Below are 14,084 nucleotides of genomic sequence, written 5' to 3'. Positions count from 1 at the left end.
TCGCATCGTAGTGGTGAGGGGCGCGTTCCCTCGATCGCCGCAGCACGTTCGCGGTGTTGACACGTCCACCCACCGGAAGCAGCTTCCTGGGTGGACCCGGTCGGTCACGGCCGGGACGTCAGCACCCGGATCAACCTCTTCGCCTACCGATCGGCTCTGCTCAGATCCGCGCTCGACGAGTCGGTGCCGTCGTGGTCGCCGACGAGCGGGTCGGGGGCACGCATACGCCATGCGTCGGTGACGAGCTCGCTGAGGCGATCGACACTCACCCGCGCCAACCGCAGCATGACCAGGGGAAGACCGTCATACGCGGGCGTGGTGAAGAAGAGTTCGGGCTCGCCGAGGAGCAGCGCCTGTTTCTCGGCCTCGTCGCCGACGTACAGCACCGCGACGTCGGTACGGATGACGCGTGGCGCGCCGGGCCGGCGCTCCGGGTAGGACCAGACGAACCCCTGGTTGGCGACGCGAAAGTCGAAGCCCTCGCTGTCGATCTCGACCACGTGCGGCAGCGCGAGAGCCAGCTGACGGACATCGTCGGCGTCAGCCATCGAGATCGTTCCAGGGCTCTGCCCGTCGCATCCGCACAGCCTAGCCACCACGCCGCGCCGCCGGCCAGCAGTCGTGGACATCGAGGCGGTGCCCATTCCAGCTCGGGTCGTGACGACGCCTCGCCGAACTCACCCGTGCTCGCCCAGCAGGGCGGGTTCGAGGTATTCGGCCGGTTGGCTGCCGCCGGAGCCTTCCGCCGGCCGGTACCGGTGGGTACGGCTGGACCAGTCGACGTTGCCGCGCATCCAACTGCGCATCCCCGCCGTGTACGGCCGTATCGCCCTGGCGTGCTCCGGGTAGGCGGCCAACAGGGCCCGCTCGGCGTCGAGGAAGCGCCGCGACGGGCGCGCCCGGCCATGACGTCGAGAAGCGTCTATGTGGTGAGCGTGAACTGCGTCACATCGAGTCGATGAATATCACACTGATGGACTAGCCGAATGGGTATGCCCGGCTATTCGGCCCGGCGACTGTGGACCTCCGGGTCGGTGGTCGCGTCGGCCAGGGTGGCGCCGAGGGGCGTACGCCAGTAGAGCACCTCGCGTCCCGACCGCCGCTTGCTCACCACCCCCGCGTCGAGCAGCACCCGGAGGTGGTCGCCGACCGATCCGAGGGACAGGCCCGTGAGTGCGGCCAGGTGCGAGGTGCTCAGTGGGGTAACCAGCCGGCGCAGGATGGCGGCCCGGTTCGGGCCGATCAGCCGGTCCAGCCCGTCCGGTGCCGGCGAGGTGGCGTCGGCCAGGATGCCGCGGGCCGGATAGACGATGCCGAAGCGCGTGGGTTGGTCCCACACCACCCAGCCACGGCCGCAGTGCGCCGGAACGAAGATCAGCTGCTCGGCCCGGTCGAGCCGCAGGGGCGCGCCGGGAAGGTCGTTGACGCGGAGGCGACCCTCGCCCAGCCACTGCATCGTGCCCGCCAGGTCCGGGAAGACGCCCGCCCAGCCCTCGGCGCCGAGCCGGGAGGTGCGTGCCACCACGTCGGCCCGCAGCCTCTGCTCCCGCGCCGGCCACTCCGGCCGGACCGTGTGCGTCCAGACCCAGTCGAGCAGGTACCCCGCCTCCTGGGCCAGCCCGTCGGCGGACAACACGTCGTCGAGTGGTCGTGGGCTGGTCACCCGCAGGTCGGCGCGGATCTGCTCGTCGGAGCGCGCGGCGACGGCCATCAGCTCGTCGGCGAACGTCGGAGCGGCCTTTGCGGGGGCCAGGGTGAGGAAGTCGGCGGTCCACCGCGGTGCGAACGCCGCCGCCAGCAACGCGCGCACGACCGGTCGGCGGGCCAGCATCCCCTGCCAGGCGGCCAGGTGCGGACGCCGCCAGGCGTACTGCCACGGGCGGCGCGGGCTGTGCAGCGCCCGCAGCGCGGCGACCGTGTCGGTCATCGGCGAGATGGTGAACCGGCTGTGCACGAGCAGATCGACCGGCACCTGCCAGACAGACATGTTTCGCCTCCAGCCGTAACTCTACGGGCCCGTGCCGCGAGGTCGGAGGATCATCGACGTGCAGACGTACTCGGAACTGTTCGCCGTCGGTGAGTTCCGCAACCTCTTCCTGGCCAACTGTGCCGGCATCGCCGCACACACCAGCTCCGCACTGGCCCTCGGCTCGCTGACCTACGCCGTGACCGGTTCGGCGACGCTGACCGCGCTGAGCATGTTCGGGGCGCCGCTGGCCGGTGTGCTGGGCAGTGTCACCCTGCTCTCCGCCGCGGACAGCCTGCCGCCGCGTCGGGCGTTGACGCTCGCCGGGCTGGTCGCGCTCGCCGGCACGGCGATCCAGGCCGTACCGGGGCTGCCGATCGGGCTTCGGCTCGCCGTCATCCTGCTGGTCGCCTACGTCGGCTCGATCACCGGCGGTGCCCGCTGGTCGCTGCTGAACGACATCCTGCCGTCCGGCGCGTACGTGCTGGCCCGATCGACGATGAACGTCAGCGTGGGCGTGATGCAGATCGCCGGCTTCGGGGCGGGCGGGCTGCTGCTGGTCTGGCTCGACGCGTACCAGGTGTTCCTGATCGCGACCGCGCTGCGGGCGCTCGCGGTGGCGATGACGTGGTTCGGCCTGCGGGAGCGTCCGGCCCGGACCGGCGCGCGGGCCTCGACGGCCCGGACCATGCGGGTCAACCGGGAGCTGTGGGCAGACCGCGGCCGCCGGGCGCTCTACCTCAACCTGTGGCTGCCCGGCGGGTTGGTCGTCGGCTGCGAGGCGCTGTTCCTGCCGTACGCGGGGGACCAGGCCGGATTCCTCTTCGCCGCCGGCGCGCTCGGCATGCTGACCGGGGACGTGGTGGTCGGGCGGTTCCTGTCGCCGGTTTCGCGACGGCGGTGCGTCCTGCCGCTGCGGCTCCTGCTGCCGCTGCCGTACCTCGCCTTCCTGCTGCATCCGGACCTGCCGCTGGCGATGCTGCTCGCGCTGGTCGCCTCGGTCGGCTTCGCGGCCACCCTGCCGTTGCAGGAGTGGCTGATCGACCGGTCCCCGCCGGAGGCGCACGGCCAGGCGCTCGGCCTGCACCAGAACGGGATGATGACCGGGCAGGCGGTGTTCGCGGCGCTCGCCGGAGCCGTCGCCGACGTGCTGCCGGCGCACCGGGCGATGGCGTTGCTCGCCTGCCTGTCGCTGACCGCGACGCTGCTCCTCACTCGAGGTCTGCGGTACGCCCGACCGGCACCGCCGCCGCCCGCGGCTGCGGTGCCCGCACCCCTCGCCGGCACGTGAGCCAGGACCGGGCCGCACCGAATCCCGTGCGGGCGGTCGGCACATCGTGCGCCACCGGTCGGTCGATGCGTCTCGATATGCCTGTGGCTCGTGCCCGCCGGCACCATTCGCATCGATTTTGTGGGCCGCTGTCCGATCCCGCTCACGGGACTCCCTTTATCCGGAGCCCGTTTCTGCCGAAGCGTGTCCGCTAACGGTTACCTGCCGTCGGGCGCCCCCGGAAAATTGCTGGCGGTTCGGTTTCTGACCAGCGCTCGGGGTACTTGAACTGCACCGACAGAAGGGAGCGCCAGCACATGATTGGCCAGGAGCAGGCGAGTGGCGTCATCGGGCGCGAGGTGTACGACAACGACGGCGACAAGATCGGTACGGTGGGGCAGGTGTGGGCCGACGCCGCTGGCCAGCCGGCGTGGGCGAGCGTACGGACCGGACTGTTCGGCATGAACGAGTCCCTGATTCCGTTGCAGGTCGCGGAGGTGCGGGGCGACCGGGTGACGGTGCCGTTCGAGAAGGCTGTGGTGAAGGACGCGCCGAACGTGGACGTGGACGTCGACGAGCCGTTGAGCGGCGCCGAGGTGGCCGATCTGTACCGGCACTACGGGCTGAACTGGGAAGACTCCGGTGGCGCCTACCAGGGCGCCCACACCGATCCGTCCTTTGTCGGCGCTTCCGCCGACTCGGGCGTCGGACACGACACCTCCGGCCCGAACACCGACGACGCGATGACGCGCTCGGAGGAGCGGCTGAGTGTCGGTACGGAGCGTCAGCAGGCGGGTACGGCGCGGCTGCGCAAGTACGTCGTGACCGAGCACGAGCAGGTCACGGTGCCGGTGCGACGCGAGGAGGTGCGCCTGGAGCGGGAGCCGATCACCGACGCCAACGTCGGTAAGGCCCTCGACGGGCCGGCGATCAGCGAGGAGGAGCACGAGGTCACCCTGCACGCCGAACGGCCGGTGGTCGACACCGAGGCCGTCCCGGTGGAGCGGGTGCGCCTGGGCAAGGAGACCGTCACCGACACCGAGACCGTCGGCGGGGCGGTCCGCAAGGAGCGGATCGAGGCGGACCTGCCCGATCAGGGTCGTCGCAACCTGGACTGAGACATGCGTCGTGGAATGGGGCGGCATCCGTCGGTCTTTTCGGGTGCCGCCCCATTCCACGCTATTTATCACTCCATGGAAATGTTTCTGTTTGCACTGTAACGCGGAGGGTACAGAGCACGTCGGAAACGATCCCGCACCCCTGGAGATGGCCACATGAGAGATAACGTGACGGACGCGGTCGGTGACGCTCTGCGTTCGGTGATGCTGTTCCTGCCGAAGGCGGTCGCCTTCCTGGCCATTCTGCTGGTGGGCTGGCTGATCGCCAAAGCCGTTCGCAAGATCGTGGACAAGGTCCTCGAGCGGGTGCACTTCGACCGCGCCGTCGAGCGTGGCGGCATCCGCACCGCCCTGGCGCGCTCGAAGTACGACGCCAGCGACATCGTCGCGCAGCTGGTCTACTACGCGGTGCTGCTGGTGACCCTGCAGCTGGCGTTCGGTATCTGGGGCCCGAACCCGATCTCGGACCTGATCCGTGGCGTCGTGTCCTGGCTGCCGAAGGCGTTCGTCGCCATCATCATCGTCGTGGTCGCCGCGGCCATCGCCAAGGCCGTCAAGGACCTGATCTCCGCCGCCCTGGGCGGTCTGTCCTACGGCCGCGTCCTGGCCAACGTCGCGTCGGTGTTCATTCTGGCCCTCGGCGTGATCGCCGCGCTGAACCAGATCGGTGTGGCCACCACCGTCACCACCCCGGTGCTGATCGCCGTGTTGGCCACGATCGGTGGCATCCTCGTCGTCGGTGTCGGCGGCGGCCTCGTCCGGCCGATGCAGAACCGGTGGGAGAACTGGCTGAACCGGGCTGAGGAGGAGTCGCAGGCCATCGCCGCGCACACCCGCGCCTACCAGTCCGGGCGCCGCGACATGACCGACGCCATGACCCCGCCGCCCGCCCAGCCGATCGGCCGGGACATCGGGAACGAGGCCACCATGGTCATCCCCGACGGTGGCCGCCGCAGCTGATCGACCGTCGCGTGACGGAGGTGGGATCCGACCGGGGGCGGATCCCACCTCCGCCTGCGACCGACTCGACCACCCGTCGACTGACACCGACGCTCTCCGGCGGCACCCCTCCGGCATTCGCATCGAATAACGGGGCGGCGGCTGCCGCCAACCGCGGCGACCGCGCACCGGAAGGGCCGATAAACGCTGCGAGAAATTCGGGTATGGCCAGTCGACCATGCCCATTTATGGCGTTCCACATCCTAGGACCGGGCTGTTTCCCGGGTCGCCATGCGCCAAGCTCGGCTGAGCTCCGAAGAGGACCGGTTCCGTATCCGGCACACATTCCGGAGCCCGAATGGCATTCATCCATGCCGACTTGCGCGTCGACCCATCTCGACTGGGAGCTGCCCGATGACGGACCATCGGAGCGGGACCACCCTTCCCGCGATCGCCGACGGCGGCCCGCCGCCCGAGCTGACCGTGCGCACCCTGGGCGAGGCGTTGGTCCGGGCGGCGGACCTGCCTCCCAACGGGCACCTCACCTACATCGCCGATGACGGCAGCGAGTCCCGCCAGACGTACGGCGATCTCCTGCGGAACGCGTCGCGGGTCCTCGCCGGCATTCACGGTCACGCCCACGGTCCGGTCACCGGTGACCGGATTCTGCTGCAGATCGACCGGCCCCAGAGCATGCTCGCCGCCTTCTGGGCCTGTGTCCTGGGCGGATACGTGCCGGTCCCGGTGAGCGCCGATCCGCCGCCGGCGGCGGGCATGTCGGCGGCGGAACTGCTGGCCGGCGTCTGGGACGTACTCGGTCGGCGGGCCTGGGTGGTGACCGGTGACGCCGCCGGGGCGGGAACGCCGGTCGACGCGAGCCGGCCACCGGCCTGGCGGGATCGCCTGCTGGGTTCGGTCGCGGAGTTGCGCCGGCGCGGCGCGCAGCCGGGACGGGCGGTCGCCTTCCACCGCGCCGATCCCGACGACGTGGCGGTCCTCCTGCTCACCTCGGGAAGCACCGGGCTGCCCAAGGCGGTCCGCCTGACCCACCGCAACATCCTCAGTCGGGCCGTCGCCGCCGCCCAGGTACGAGGGCTGACGGCGGCCAACCGGTCCTTCAACTGGATGCCGCTGGACCATGTCGGTGGGCTGGCCATGTTCCATGTGCGGGACGTCCTGCTCGGCTGCCACCAGGTCCACGCCCGCCACCGGTGGGTGATGGCCGACCCGCTGCGGTGGCTCGCCGCGATGAGCAGGCACCGGTCCCACACCACCTGGGCACCGAACTTCGCGTTCGGCCTGATCAACGACCGGGCGGGAGACCTCGCGGGACAGTCCTGGGACCTGAGCGGCCTGCGCTACATCATGAACGGTGGGGAGCCGATCAGAGCGAGGGTCGCCCGTCGGTTCCTCAGCCTCCTCGCGCCGTTCGGTCTTCCGGCCACCGCCATCCATCCCGGCTGGGGCATGTCGGAAACCTCGGCCGGCGTGGTCGAGAGCGTGTTCGACCCGGAGTCCAGCAGCGACGAGGACCGCTTCGTCTCACTGGGGAGACCGCACCCGGGGGTGCGGCTCCGGGTCGTCGACGAGCGGGGTGAGCTCCTGCCGGCGGGGGCGGTCGGCAGACTCCAGGTCACGGGCACGGCGATCACCGCCGGGTACGACAACAATCCCGAGCAGAACCGGCAGACCTTCACCGACGACGGCTGGTTCAAGAGCGGTGACCTGGCCTTCATCCGGCACGGGGAACTGACCGTGACCGGGCGCGCCGACGACATCGTCGACGTCGACGGCGTGAGTTACCACAGTCACGAGATCGAGGCCGCGGTGGAGGAGATGCCCTTCGTCGAGCCGTCGTACACCGTCGTGTGCGCCGACGACACGGCGCCGACCGCCGAGCTGGTGATCTTCCTGCACCTGCGGCCCGGTACCGATCACCACGTGGCCGAGCGCACGGTCCACGACCATGTCGCGGCCCGGTTCGGCACACGGCGCACACGCGTCGTACCGGTGGGCAGGGACGAGGTGCCCAAGACCGGGATCGGCAAGCTCAAGCGCACTCAGATGCTGCAACGGCACGCATCCTGACGGCACCTCTGTCACCCGGCGACTGCGCGCGACGGCCGTCGGCGGAGTGTGCGTGACCAGGCGGTGCGGGGGGTCTGACATCGCGCGGGGCACGGTTTTTCGAAGAGGGGACGGGCTGTGGTCAATGGTGGGATGGACGGGGCCGACATCGCCGTGGTCGGCGGTGGGGCGTCGGCGGTGTGCCTCCTCGACGCACTCGTGACGCTGGACGGGCCCCCCGGAGGAGTCACGATATTCGAACCGGGACCGCACCTGTGGCGCGGCCGCCCGTACCAGCGGGACACCGAGGTGCTGCGGCTCAACGCCACCCCCGACGACATGTCGGTGCGGCACGGTGACCCCGGACAGTTCGAGCGGTGGCTGGCGGCCCGTGATCTCGTCGTCGGCGTCCCTGCCGAAGGGCCGGGTCCCCTCGACCCCTACTCCGGCGCACGCTTCGCCTCACGGACGGTGTACGGCGAATACCTGGAGCACTCCGCCCGGGCCAACCTGATGGCGCTCATCGAGCGCGGCTGGCGCGTCGACATCGTCCGGGAGCGGGTGGTCTCCGCCGCCCCCACCGCCGAGGGTGGGGCCCTGCTGCGGACCGAGCAGGGCCGCCGGTTCCAGGCCGACCACGTGGTCCTCTGCGTCGGGGGCGGCGCCACCCAGGACAGTTACGGCCTGAGCGGCTCGCCCCGATTCCTCGTGGACCCCTATCCCTTGTCCGGCACGCTCGACTCCCTCCAGGACTTCGACCAGGATTCCCGGGTCGGGATCATCGGCAGTGGCCTCACCGCGGTCGACGTGGTGCTGGCCCTGGTCGCACGTGGTCACCGGGGGCCCATCAGCCTTCTGTCCCGCGGCGGCGTGCTGCCCGCCGTCCGGCAGCGCCCGGTACGGCACGACCGACGCCACTTCACCCCGGAGCGACTTCGCGCCGCCGCCCAGCGGGGCCCGGTCACGCTGGACACCGCCGTGCGCCTGCTGGACGACGAGCTCACCGCCGCCGGAGAGGACCTCACCACCGTCGCCGCCGAGGTGACCGCGCTGCACCGGGAGGAACCCGTGGCGCGACTGCGACGCCAGTTCGCCGAGGTCGACTCCACCAGCATCGCCCTGCGGATCGTGCAGGCCGCGGTGCCGGACACCGGCCCCGACCTCTGGTCCCTGCTGCCCGACAACCAGAAGGCGGACCTGATCCGCCGCCACTACCGGAGCGTCCTGACTCTGTGCTGTCCGATGCCGGCGGCCAGCGCCGCGACGCTGCTGAGCCTGATCGAGCGTGGGCAGCTCCGGATCGTGCGCGGCCTCCAGCGGATAGCCGCCCCGGGGGTGGCCCACTCCGGCGGATTCACCGTCACCACCGACACCCACGTCCTGCGGGCCGACCACATCGTCAACGCGGTGAGCCCCCCGGCCCACCGGATCCCCGCCGCTGCCGCGGAACTCGTCGACTCGCTGGTCATCGCCGGGGTGGCGTCCCGCAACCCCGTCGGTGGACTGCACGTCGACCGTGCCACCAGCCGGCTGACCGTCGACGGGAGACCCCATCCCCGCTTCTACGCCCTGGGCGACCTCGCCTTCGGCAGCCTCTTCTTCACCTTCGGTATCCCGGCGATGGTGGATCGCGCCCACGAGATCGGCAGCGCCCTGCGCGAGGACATGTCCGTCGTCCGGCGCACCCGGAGGCCGGCGTCCGCCCTGGCCGCCCCCCGGTAGGTCGTCATCCCCGCCGATTCGCCGACCCGCACCAGCATCCCTCGACCAGACACCCGGAGACGCCCATGAGCGAGCTGTCCACCCTGGACCCCGCCCCCTTCCTCGCCGACACCCACACCGGTCTGCCCATCCCCGACGACGCGACCTTCGCCTCGGTGGCCGACGAGCGGCGTCACCGCAAGCAGCGGCTCACGGCCGCGCTGCGACTCTTCGGCAGGTACGGATTCGGCGAGGGAATCTCGGGCCACGTCTCGGTCCGTGACCCCGAGCACCACGACAGGTTCTGGGTCAACCCGTTCGGAGTCTCCTTCAACCGGGTCAAGGTCCGCGACCTGATCCTCGTCGACAGCGGCGGGCGCGTCGTGGAGGGCCGCCACAGGGTCAATCCCAGCGCGTTCGTCATCCATTCCAAGATCCATGAGCTGCGGCCCGGCGCCACGGCGATCGCTCACGCCCACACGGTGAACTCGCGCGCCCTCGGCTCCCTGGGGCGCCTGCTCGAACCCTTCGACCAGGAGTCCGCCGCCTTCTACCAGGACCAGGCCTTGTACGACGACTACCGGGGCACCTCGGTCGGGCTGGACATCGGCCAGGAGATCGCCGAGACGCTGGCCGACAGGAAGGCGCTCCTGCTCAGGTACCACGGCCTCATCACGGTGGGCGGCTCCCTGGAGGAGGCCGTGCACTGGTTCCTCACCTACGACAGCGCCGCCCAGGTGCAACTGCTGGCGTACGCGGCCGGCGAGCCACGGCTCCTGTCGCACGAGCAGGCGCTGGCCGCCAAGGACGGGTTCGGCGACGCGCAGTTGGCCCGGTTCAGCTTCCAACTGCTCTGGGACGAGATCACCTACGAACAGCCCGACCTGTTGGAGGAGGAGTAGCCGCATGGGGGGATACGAGTTCCCCGGAGACGTCTACGAGATCGTCCGCAGGGATTTCCGGAACCTGGGCGCGGAGACGGATCTCCTCGCCTCGCTCGCCCCGCCCGCGGGCCGGTTCCTGGATGTCGGTAGTGGCACCGGGACCAACCTGCGCGCGCTGGCGGAACGGGGACACTCCGGGGTCGGTGTCGACCAGAGTGCGAGTTTCACCGACCACGCCAAGAACGCCGGCGGCGGGAACATCGAGTTCGTGCTCGGTTCGATGACCGAATTCGAGACGGGCGACACGTTCGACGTCGTCTACTGCCTGTTCTCCACGCTCAACCTGGTCCCGCCCCACGAGCTCCCCGGGCTGCTCGCCCGAGCTCGGCGCTGGCTGCGACCCGGCGGTCATCTCGTCCTGGATCCGGGCCACCTGTTGAACTACGTCGACAGCTACCAACCGTCGATGGTGGCGCACCACCGGGGCGACGGTCTGCTCGTCACCCGGCTCACCCGCACCCAGATCAACGCACACACCGCCAACTGGCGGAACGAGGAGACGGTTCTGGTGAGCCGGCCCGACGGCCACGTCTCGCTGTACCCCAACTTCTTCGACCAGTGGGTGGTCACCGCCCCGGAGCTACGCCGGCTGCTGTGCGCGGCCGGCTTCGAGGTCACCGCGGAGTACGGCTCGTTCCGCGGGGACGGTCCGCCCCCCTTCGGCCGGGGGCCTCTCATCCAGGTGGCCCGTGTCGCCGACGACGCCCGTTGACGCAGGGGGACCTGAAACCACGTCGTGGCCGCGGCGACCGGCCGCGGCCACGACGGAGGTCGTGACGTCACTCAGGATGCCGTCGGCCCGGGACGGCAATTGTCGTGGCGCGGGTGACGGGCACATGAACTGCGGTGTCTTGTCGTCGACAACAGCCGCCGACAAGACCGGGAAAGCGACAGCTCCCCGGTGATGCCCGCGTCATGTCGCCCCTTTCCGCACCGCGGAGCATGCCCGAGCAATGCGTTGTCCGGCCGGCTCGGCCGCTCGTTTCCCATTGGCCACCGTCACTGGATCGGGACGGGTGGAATCGACGCCCACCCCGGGCTTCGGAGAGGCCGATCGGCGCCGGTACCCGCCGCGGATCAGCGGCTGCGCAGCCGGCGCAGCGCCCGTCGTGCCTCGGGCAGCGCGAGCACCACGCTGGCCGCCGAGGCGAGGGTGGCGACCTGGCAGTACGCGCAGAGTGCCCGGTTGTCGCGCCACTCCTCGCGGGCGAGTTCGACGGCCAGCACGGTGTCGGCCGCCGCCTTGGCCGCCGTCAGCAGGGACAGCACGGGAGCGCGCTCCGCCCGGGCGGGACCACCTGCCCCGGCCAGCCAGGCCGTCACGCCGTAACTGACGATCATCATCAGGGCGTCCGGGGTGGCCAGGCGGGAGTACGCGTACCCCGAGGAGTCGACGCGGGCGCTGTCGAACGGCCCCGGCGGGTCCGGCAGTCGGCGCAACAGACCGGTCTGGTACGCCCCCACGACCTGACCCATCGCCGCTCCCAGCAACGACAGCGCGACCACACCCCGGCGTCGGCGCAGTTCGGGATCACCGCCGGTGCGCAGGTAGTCGCTCAGGCGGGCCGGCGAGTCGGTGCGGTAGGACAGGCGGGTCATGCCGATCCCCGTACCCGCGATCGTCGTGATCAGTCGCCACGACCCCGTCTCGCCCGGCCGGATGATCCGGTGCTGCTCGCCCGCCCGCGGGTCAGGTCGTCGAGCAGGGTCTGCACCGCGGTCGCCACCTCGGCGGCGCACGCGCGGACGTAGGCGTCGTCGGCCGCGGCCTCGGGGCCGCTGCGGTCGAACCGCAGCGGCGGACCGACGGCGATGGTGATGCGGACCGGCAACGGCAGGTAGGGCACGGCGGGCAGGAAGGTCAGTCCCCAGGGGAGACTGAGCAGCAGCGGCCACCGGTGCAGGCGCAACCATCGGGGCGCGCGCAGCCGGCGGGCGACGGCCGCGCCGTCGTACAGGACGATGGCCGTGTTGTGGGCGCCGGCCGCCGCCACCGGGACGACGGGCGCCCCGCAGGCGACGGCCAGCCGGGCGTGACCGGTCCGCCCCTCGAAGACGACCCGGCGGCGATCCCGCCACGATCGTGCGCCGTCGCAGTCGCCGCCGGGATACGTGAGCACCTTGTCGCCGCCGTTCAGCAGCGCCGCCGCGGTCCGGGGGTCGGCCGGCACCGCCCCCAGGGGGCGCAGCCAGCGACCCAGCAGGGCGACGCCGAGGTCGTGGGTCATCACCCACGGTGTGTCGACCAGACCCCGCTCCTCGTACACGGCTGCCCCGAACAGGTAGGTGTCACCCGTGTAGAAGCCGCCGTTGTGGTTTCCGACGTACAGGGCCGCACCGGGCGGGATGTTCTCGAGCCCGTGGACCTCGGCGCGGTGGTAGGGCACCAGAAACCGCCGTACCCGTGCCGCCGCGCGTGCGAGGGCCGCCGGGTCCCGCACGGGTGGGGCAGCGGTCACCGACGTGCCCGCGTCATGCGGCGACGCTACCAGCCGGGCGCCGCCCGGCGACCACGTGTCCGTGAACCTGAGGGCCTCCGAGAACGACTGTCAGGATTGTGGAGAGCTTGCGGACGGGAGACGGTGTGGAGCGGACCGGGCAGGACGTCCTGCTCGTCGTACGCGCGCAACTCGGTGACCGGCGGTCGCTGGCCGAGCTGGTCGGGTACTGGCACGAGCCGGTGTGGTGGTACGTCCGTCGGCTGCTGGACCGGCCCGGGGCGGCCGACGACGTGAGCCAGGAGGCGTGGGCGGCGGCCCTTCGGGCGCTGCCCGGTCTGCGGCAACCCGAGCGTTTCGCGCCGTGGCTGTTCACCATCGTCCGTCGGGCGGTGGCGAACCATCTGCGGGACCTGTACCGACAGCCCGACCTGGTCGAGAGCGACGAGGTCGTCGACGACGACGTCGCCGGGGTGCTGGACCGCAGACAGGTCAGCGACGGGTTGACCGTGCTGGCGCCACGGGACCGGGACGCGCTGATCCTCTTCTACCTGTACGACTTCACGCTGCAGGAGTGCGCGCAGGTGCTCCAGGTTCCTCCGGGCACGGTCAAGTCCCGCCTGCACCGCGCCCGACGGCTGTTACACGACCACCTCGTGGAGAAGGGCTATCCATCATGACGAAGGACGGACCGGGTTACACCCCGCAGGACCTCCTGCGGCCCCTGTCGTTGCCGCGCCGGGTCGCTCATCTCGTCGCCGGTCTGGGCGGCCTCACCATGGCGGTGCTCATCAGCGTGCTGTGGGCCACCGAACCGCGCGCGCTGCCGGTCGGTACCCGCGTCGCGTTCTCCGGAATGATCGTCGTCGGTCTGTGCTGGGCGGGCGTCGCCGGCTGGGCTCTCGGCCGTCGACCGTTGTTCGCCGCCGACCGGGTCGTGGCCGCCGGTCTGGCGCTCACCGCCAGTGTGCTCGTCACCCTCGCCACCGTGGCGATCACCCTGGCCCGGGACAGCGTGCGGGGCCTGTCGGCCGCCGTCGCCCTGGGCCTGGCCCTCACCGGCACCGCCGGCGTGGCTCTCGCGCGCGCCCGCTCCCACCGGGCGGCGTTGCTCAGCCGCCGGTGGGATCTCGAGAAACGGCCGGACGGCGACCTGCCACCCGCACGTCCGGAAGGTCGTGACCGCTCGCTCCTGCCCGTCGGTCCGCTGGCCCTGGCCCTGCGCCACTTCTCCACCCCCGGGCGCGCCGCGGTGATGGCCGCGGTCCTCGCGGCGGGTGTCGTCGCCGGAACCATCCTGCTGTCACGCTGACGGCGATAGCTCCACCGGCTTCGGTCAGCGGCGCCCGCGCCGCTGGTTCCTGGGTCGCAGCATGTTGCAGACGTCGGCGACACCGGGCACGTCCCAGGCCAGTTCCCCGGCGACCTGTCGTACGTCCGTGCCGCTCACCAGGCCGGAGAGAATGACGACCCGGTTCTGCACGGCGACGCTGATCTGCTGCCGCCGCGTGGTCCAGTCGATGCTCAGGCGCTGCGCGACCAGCGCCTCGACGCGCAGGTCCTCGCTGTCCGGCTCGGGCTGGTCGCCGGCGTCGGCGAGCCAGTTCTCGTCCGGCAGGGGCCATGGCAGGTACATGGCGA

The 14,084-nt window shown here is 71.2% G+C and carries 15 protein-coding genes; 9 read left to right on the top strand and 6 right to left on the bottom strand.

Annotation, left to right across the window (positions count from 1 at the left end; all coding sequences use genetic code 11):
* Positions 1–143 precede the first annotated feature (143 nt).
* The 3 genes from ACTMSW_RS08495 to ACTMSW_RS08485 all read right to left on the bottom strand — a co-directional run bounded on the left by ACTMSW_RS08495 (position 144) and on the right by ACTMSW_RS08485 (position 1,987).
* Positions 144–548: an MmcQ/YjbR family DNA-binding protein gene (locus ACTMSW_RS08495; RefSeq protein WP_441179960.1), complete on the bottom strand. Its 405-nt coding sequence runs from the start codon at positions 546–548 to the stop codon at positions 144–146.
* Positions 549–677: 129 nt separating this feature from the next.
* On the bottom strand, positions 678–806 hold the full coding sequence (locus ACTMSW_RS08490) for a hypothetical protein (protein WP_441179959.1): 129 nt from the start codon (positions 804–806) through the stop codon (positions 678–680).
* A gap of 194 nt (positions 807–1,000) precedes the next feature.
* The gene (locus ACTMSW_RS08485) at positions 1,001–1,987 is read right to left on the bottom strand and encodes an ArsR/SmtB family transcription factor (protein WP_441179958.1); all 987 of its coding nucleotides are present in this window, start codon (positions 1,985–1,987) and stop codon (positions 1,001–1,003) included.
* Positions 1,988–2,045: 58 nt separating this feature from the next.
* On the opposite strand from ACTMSW_RS08485, the gene ACTMSW_RS08480 reads away from it, so the two are divergent.
* The 7 genes from ACTMSW_RS08480 to ACTMSW_RS08450 all read left to right on the top strand — a co-directional run bounded on the left by ACTMSW_RS08480 (position 2,046) and on the right by ACTMSW_RS08450 (position 10,717).
* Complete coding sequence (locus ACTMSW_RS08480) at positions 2,046–3,257, top strand: MFS transporter (protein ID WP_441179957.1); 1,212 nt, start codon at positions 2,046–2,048, stop codon at positions 3,255–3,257.
* A 296-nt stretch (positions 3,258–3,553) separates the two neighbouring features.
* A complete protein-coding gene (locus ACTMSW_RS08475) occupies positions 3,554–4,354 on the top strand; it encodes a DUF2382 domain-containing protein (RefSeq protein ID WP_441179956.1) in 801 nt (266 codons plus the stop codon).
* Positions 4,355–4,510: 156 nt separating this feature from the next.
* Positions 4,511–5,314, top strand: coding sequence for a mechanosensitive ion channel family protein (locus ACTMSW_RS08470; protein ID WP_441179955.1), 804 nt, complete (start codon positions 4,511–4,513; stop codon positions 5,312–5,314).
* Positions 5,315–5,707: 393 nt separating this feature from the next.
* On the top strand, positions 5,708–7,381 hold the full coding sequence (locus ACTMSW_RS08465) for an AMP-binding protein (RefSeq protein WP_441179954.1): 1,674 nt from the start codon (positions 5,708–5,710) through the stop codon (positions 7,379–7,381).
* Positions 7,382–7,513: 132 nt separating this feature from the next.
* A complete protein-coding gene (locus ACTMSW_RS08460; protein WP_441179953.1) occupies positions 7,514–9,082 on the top strand; it encodes an FAD/NAD(P)-binding protein in 1,569 nt (522 codons plus the stop codon).
* A gap of 65 nt (positions 9,083–9,147) precedes the next feature.
* Complete coding sequence (locus tag ACTMSW_RS08455; protein ID WP_441179952.1) at positions 9,148–9,963, top strand: class II aldolase/adducin family protein; 816 nt, start codon at positions 9,148–9,150, stop codon at positions 9,961–9,963.
* A 4-nt stretch (positions 9,964–9,967) separates the two neighbouring features.
* Positions 9,968–10,717: a class I SAM-dependent methyltransferase gene (locus ACTMSW_RS08450; RefSeq protein ID WP_441179951.1), complete on the top strand. Its 750-nt coding sequence runs from the start codon at positions 9,968–9,970 to the stop codon at positions 10,715–10,717.
* 365 nt (positions 10,718–11,082) lie between these two features.
* Here ACTMSW_RS08450 and ACTMSW_RS08445 read toward each other — a convergent pair whose 3' ends face one another.
* A complete protein-coding gene (locus ACTMSW_RS08445) occupies positions 11,083–11,604 on the bottom strand; it encodes a vitamin K epoxide reductase family protein (RefSeq protein WP_441179950.1) in 522 nt (173 codons plus the stop codon).
* Positions 11,605–11,633: 29 nt separating this feature from the next.
* Complete coding sequence (locus ACTMSW_RS08440; protein WP_441179949.1) at positions 11,634–12,392, bottom strand: 1-acyl-sn-glycerol-3-phosphate acyltransferase; 759 nt, start codon at positions 12,390–12,392, stop codon at positions 11,634–11,636.
* A gap of 179 nt (positions 12,393–12,571) precedes the next feature.
* Between ACTMSW_RS08440 and ACTMSW_RS08435 the strand changes: the two genes are divergently transcribed.
* Positions 12,572–13,123 carry an RNA polymerase sigma factor gene (locus ACTMSW_RS08435; RefSeq protein WP_441179948.1) on the top strand — a complete coding sequence of 184 codons (552 nt, stop codon included), beginning with the start codon at positions 12,572–12,574 and terminating at the stop codon, positions 13,121–13,123.
* Positions 13,120–13,755 carry a hypothetical protein gene (locus ACTMSW_RS08430; protein WP_441179947.1) on the top strand — a complete coding sequence of 212 codons (636 nt, stop codon included), beginning with the start codon at positions 13,120–13,122 and terminating at the stop codon, positions 13,753–13,755. Before ACTMSW_RS08435 ends, ACTMSW_RS08430 begins: the two co-directional genes overlap by 4 nt.
* Positions 13,756–13,779: 24 nt before the next feature.
* On the opposite strand, the gene ACTMSW_RS08425 is transcribed toward ACTMSW_RS08430, so the two are convergent.
* Entirely contained in the window at positions 13,780–14,079 is a 300-nt protein-coding gene (locus ACTMSW_RS08425; RefSeq protein ID WP_441179946.1) for a BON domain-containing protein, read from the bottom strand.
* Positions 14,080–14,084 lie beyond the last annotated feature (5 nt).

Origin of the sequence: Micromonospora sp. BQ11 (assembly GCF_052068135.1) — a bacterium.
Lineage (GTDB): Bacteria > Actinomycetota > Actinomycetes > Mycobacteriales > Micromonosporaceae > Micromonospora.
The sequence above is the reverse complement of the archived record's forward strand: the minus strand, read 5'-3'. Positions and strand labels throughout refer to the sequence as shown.

Bases quoted from the DNA above. Each gene is read 5' to 3' on its own strand.
- ACTMSW_RS08445 (WP_441179950.1), bottom strand. From the start codon at position 11,604: ATGACCCGCCTGTCCTACCGCACCGACTCGCCGGCCCGCCTGAGCGAC.
- ACTMSW_RS08475 (WP_441179956.1), top strand. From the start codon at position 3,554: ATGATTGGCCAGGAGCAGGCGAGTGGCGTCATCGGGCGCGAGGTGTAC.
- ACTMSW_RS08465 (WP_441179954.1), top strand. From the start codon at position 5,708: ATGACGGACCATCGGAGCGGGACCACCCTTCCCGCGATCGCCGACGGC.
- ACTMSW_RS08485 (WP_441179958.1), bottom strand. From the start codon at position 1,987: ATGTCTGTCTGGCAGGTGCCGGTCGATCTGCTCGTGCACAGCCGGTTC.
- ACTMSW_RS08460 (WP_441179953.1), top strand. From the start codon at position 7,514: ATGGACGGGGCCGACATCGCCGTGGTCGGCGGTGGGGCGTCGGCGGTG.
- ACTMSW_RS08495 (WP_441179960.1), bottom strand. From the start codon at position 548: ATGGCTGACGCCGACGATGTCCGTCAGCTGGCTCTCGCGCTGCCGCAC.
- ACTMSW_RS08490 (WP_441179959.1), bottom strand. From the start codon at position 806: ATGCGCAGTTGGATGCGCGGCAACGTCGACTGGTCCAGCCGTACCCAC.
- ACTMSW_RS08425 (WP_441179946.1), bottom strand. From the start codon at position 14,079: ATGTACCTGCCATGGCCCCTGCCGGACGAGAACTGGCTCGCCGACGCC.
- ACTMSW_RS08430 (WP_441179947.1), top strand. From the start codon at position 13,120: ATGACGAAGGACGGACCGGGTTACACCCCGCAGGACCTCCTGCGGCCC.
- ACTMSW_RS08455 (WP_441179952.1), top strand. From the start codon at position 9,148: ATGAGCGAGCTGTCCACCCTGGACCCCGCCCCCTTCCTCGCCGACACC.
- ACTMSW_RS08470 (WP_441179955.1), top strand. From the start codon at position 4,511: ATGAGAGATAACGTGACGGACGCGGTCGGTGACGCTCTGCGTTCGGTG.
- ACTMSW_RS08450 (WP_441179951.1), top strand. From the start codon at position 9,968: ATGGGGGGATACGAGTTCCCCGGAGACGTCTACGAGATCGTCCGCAGG.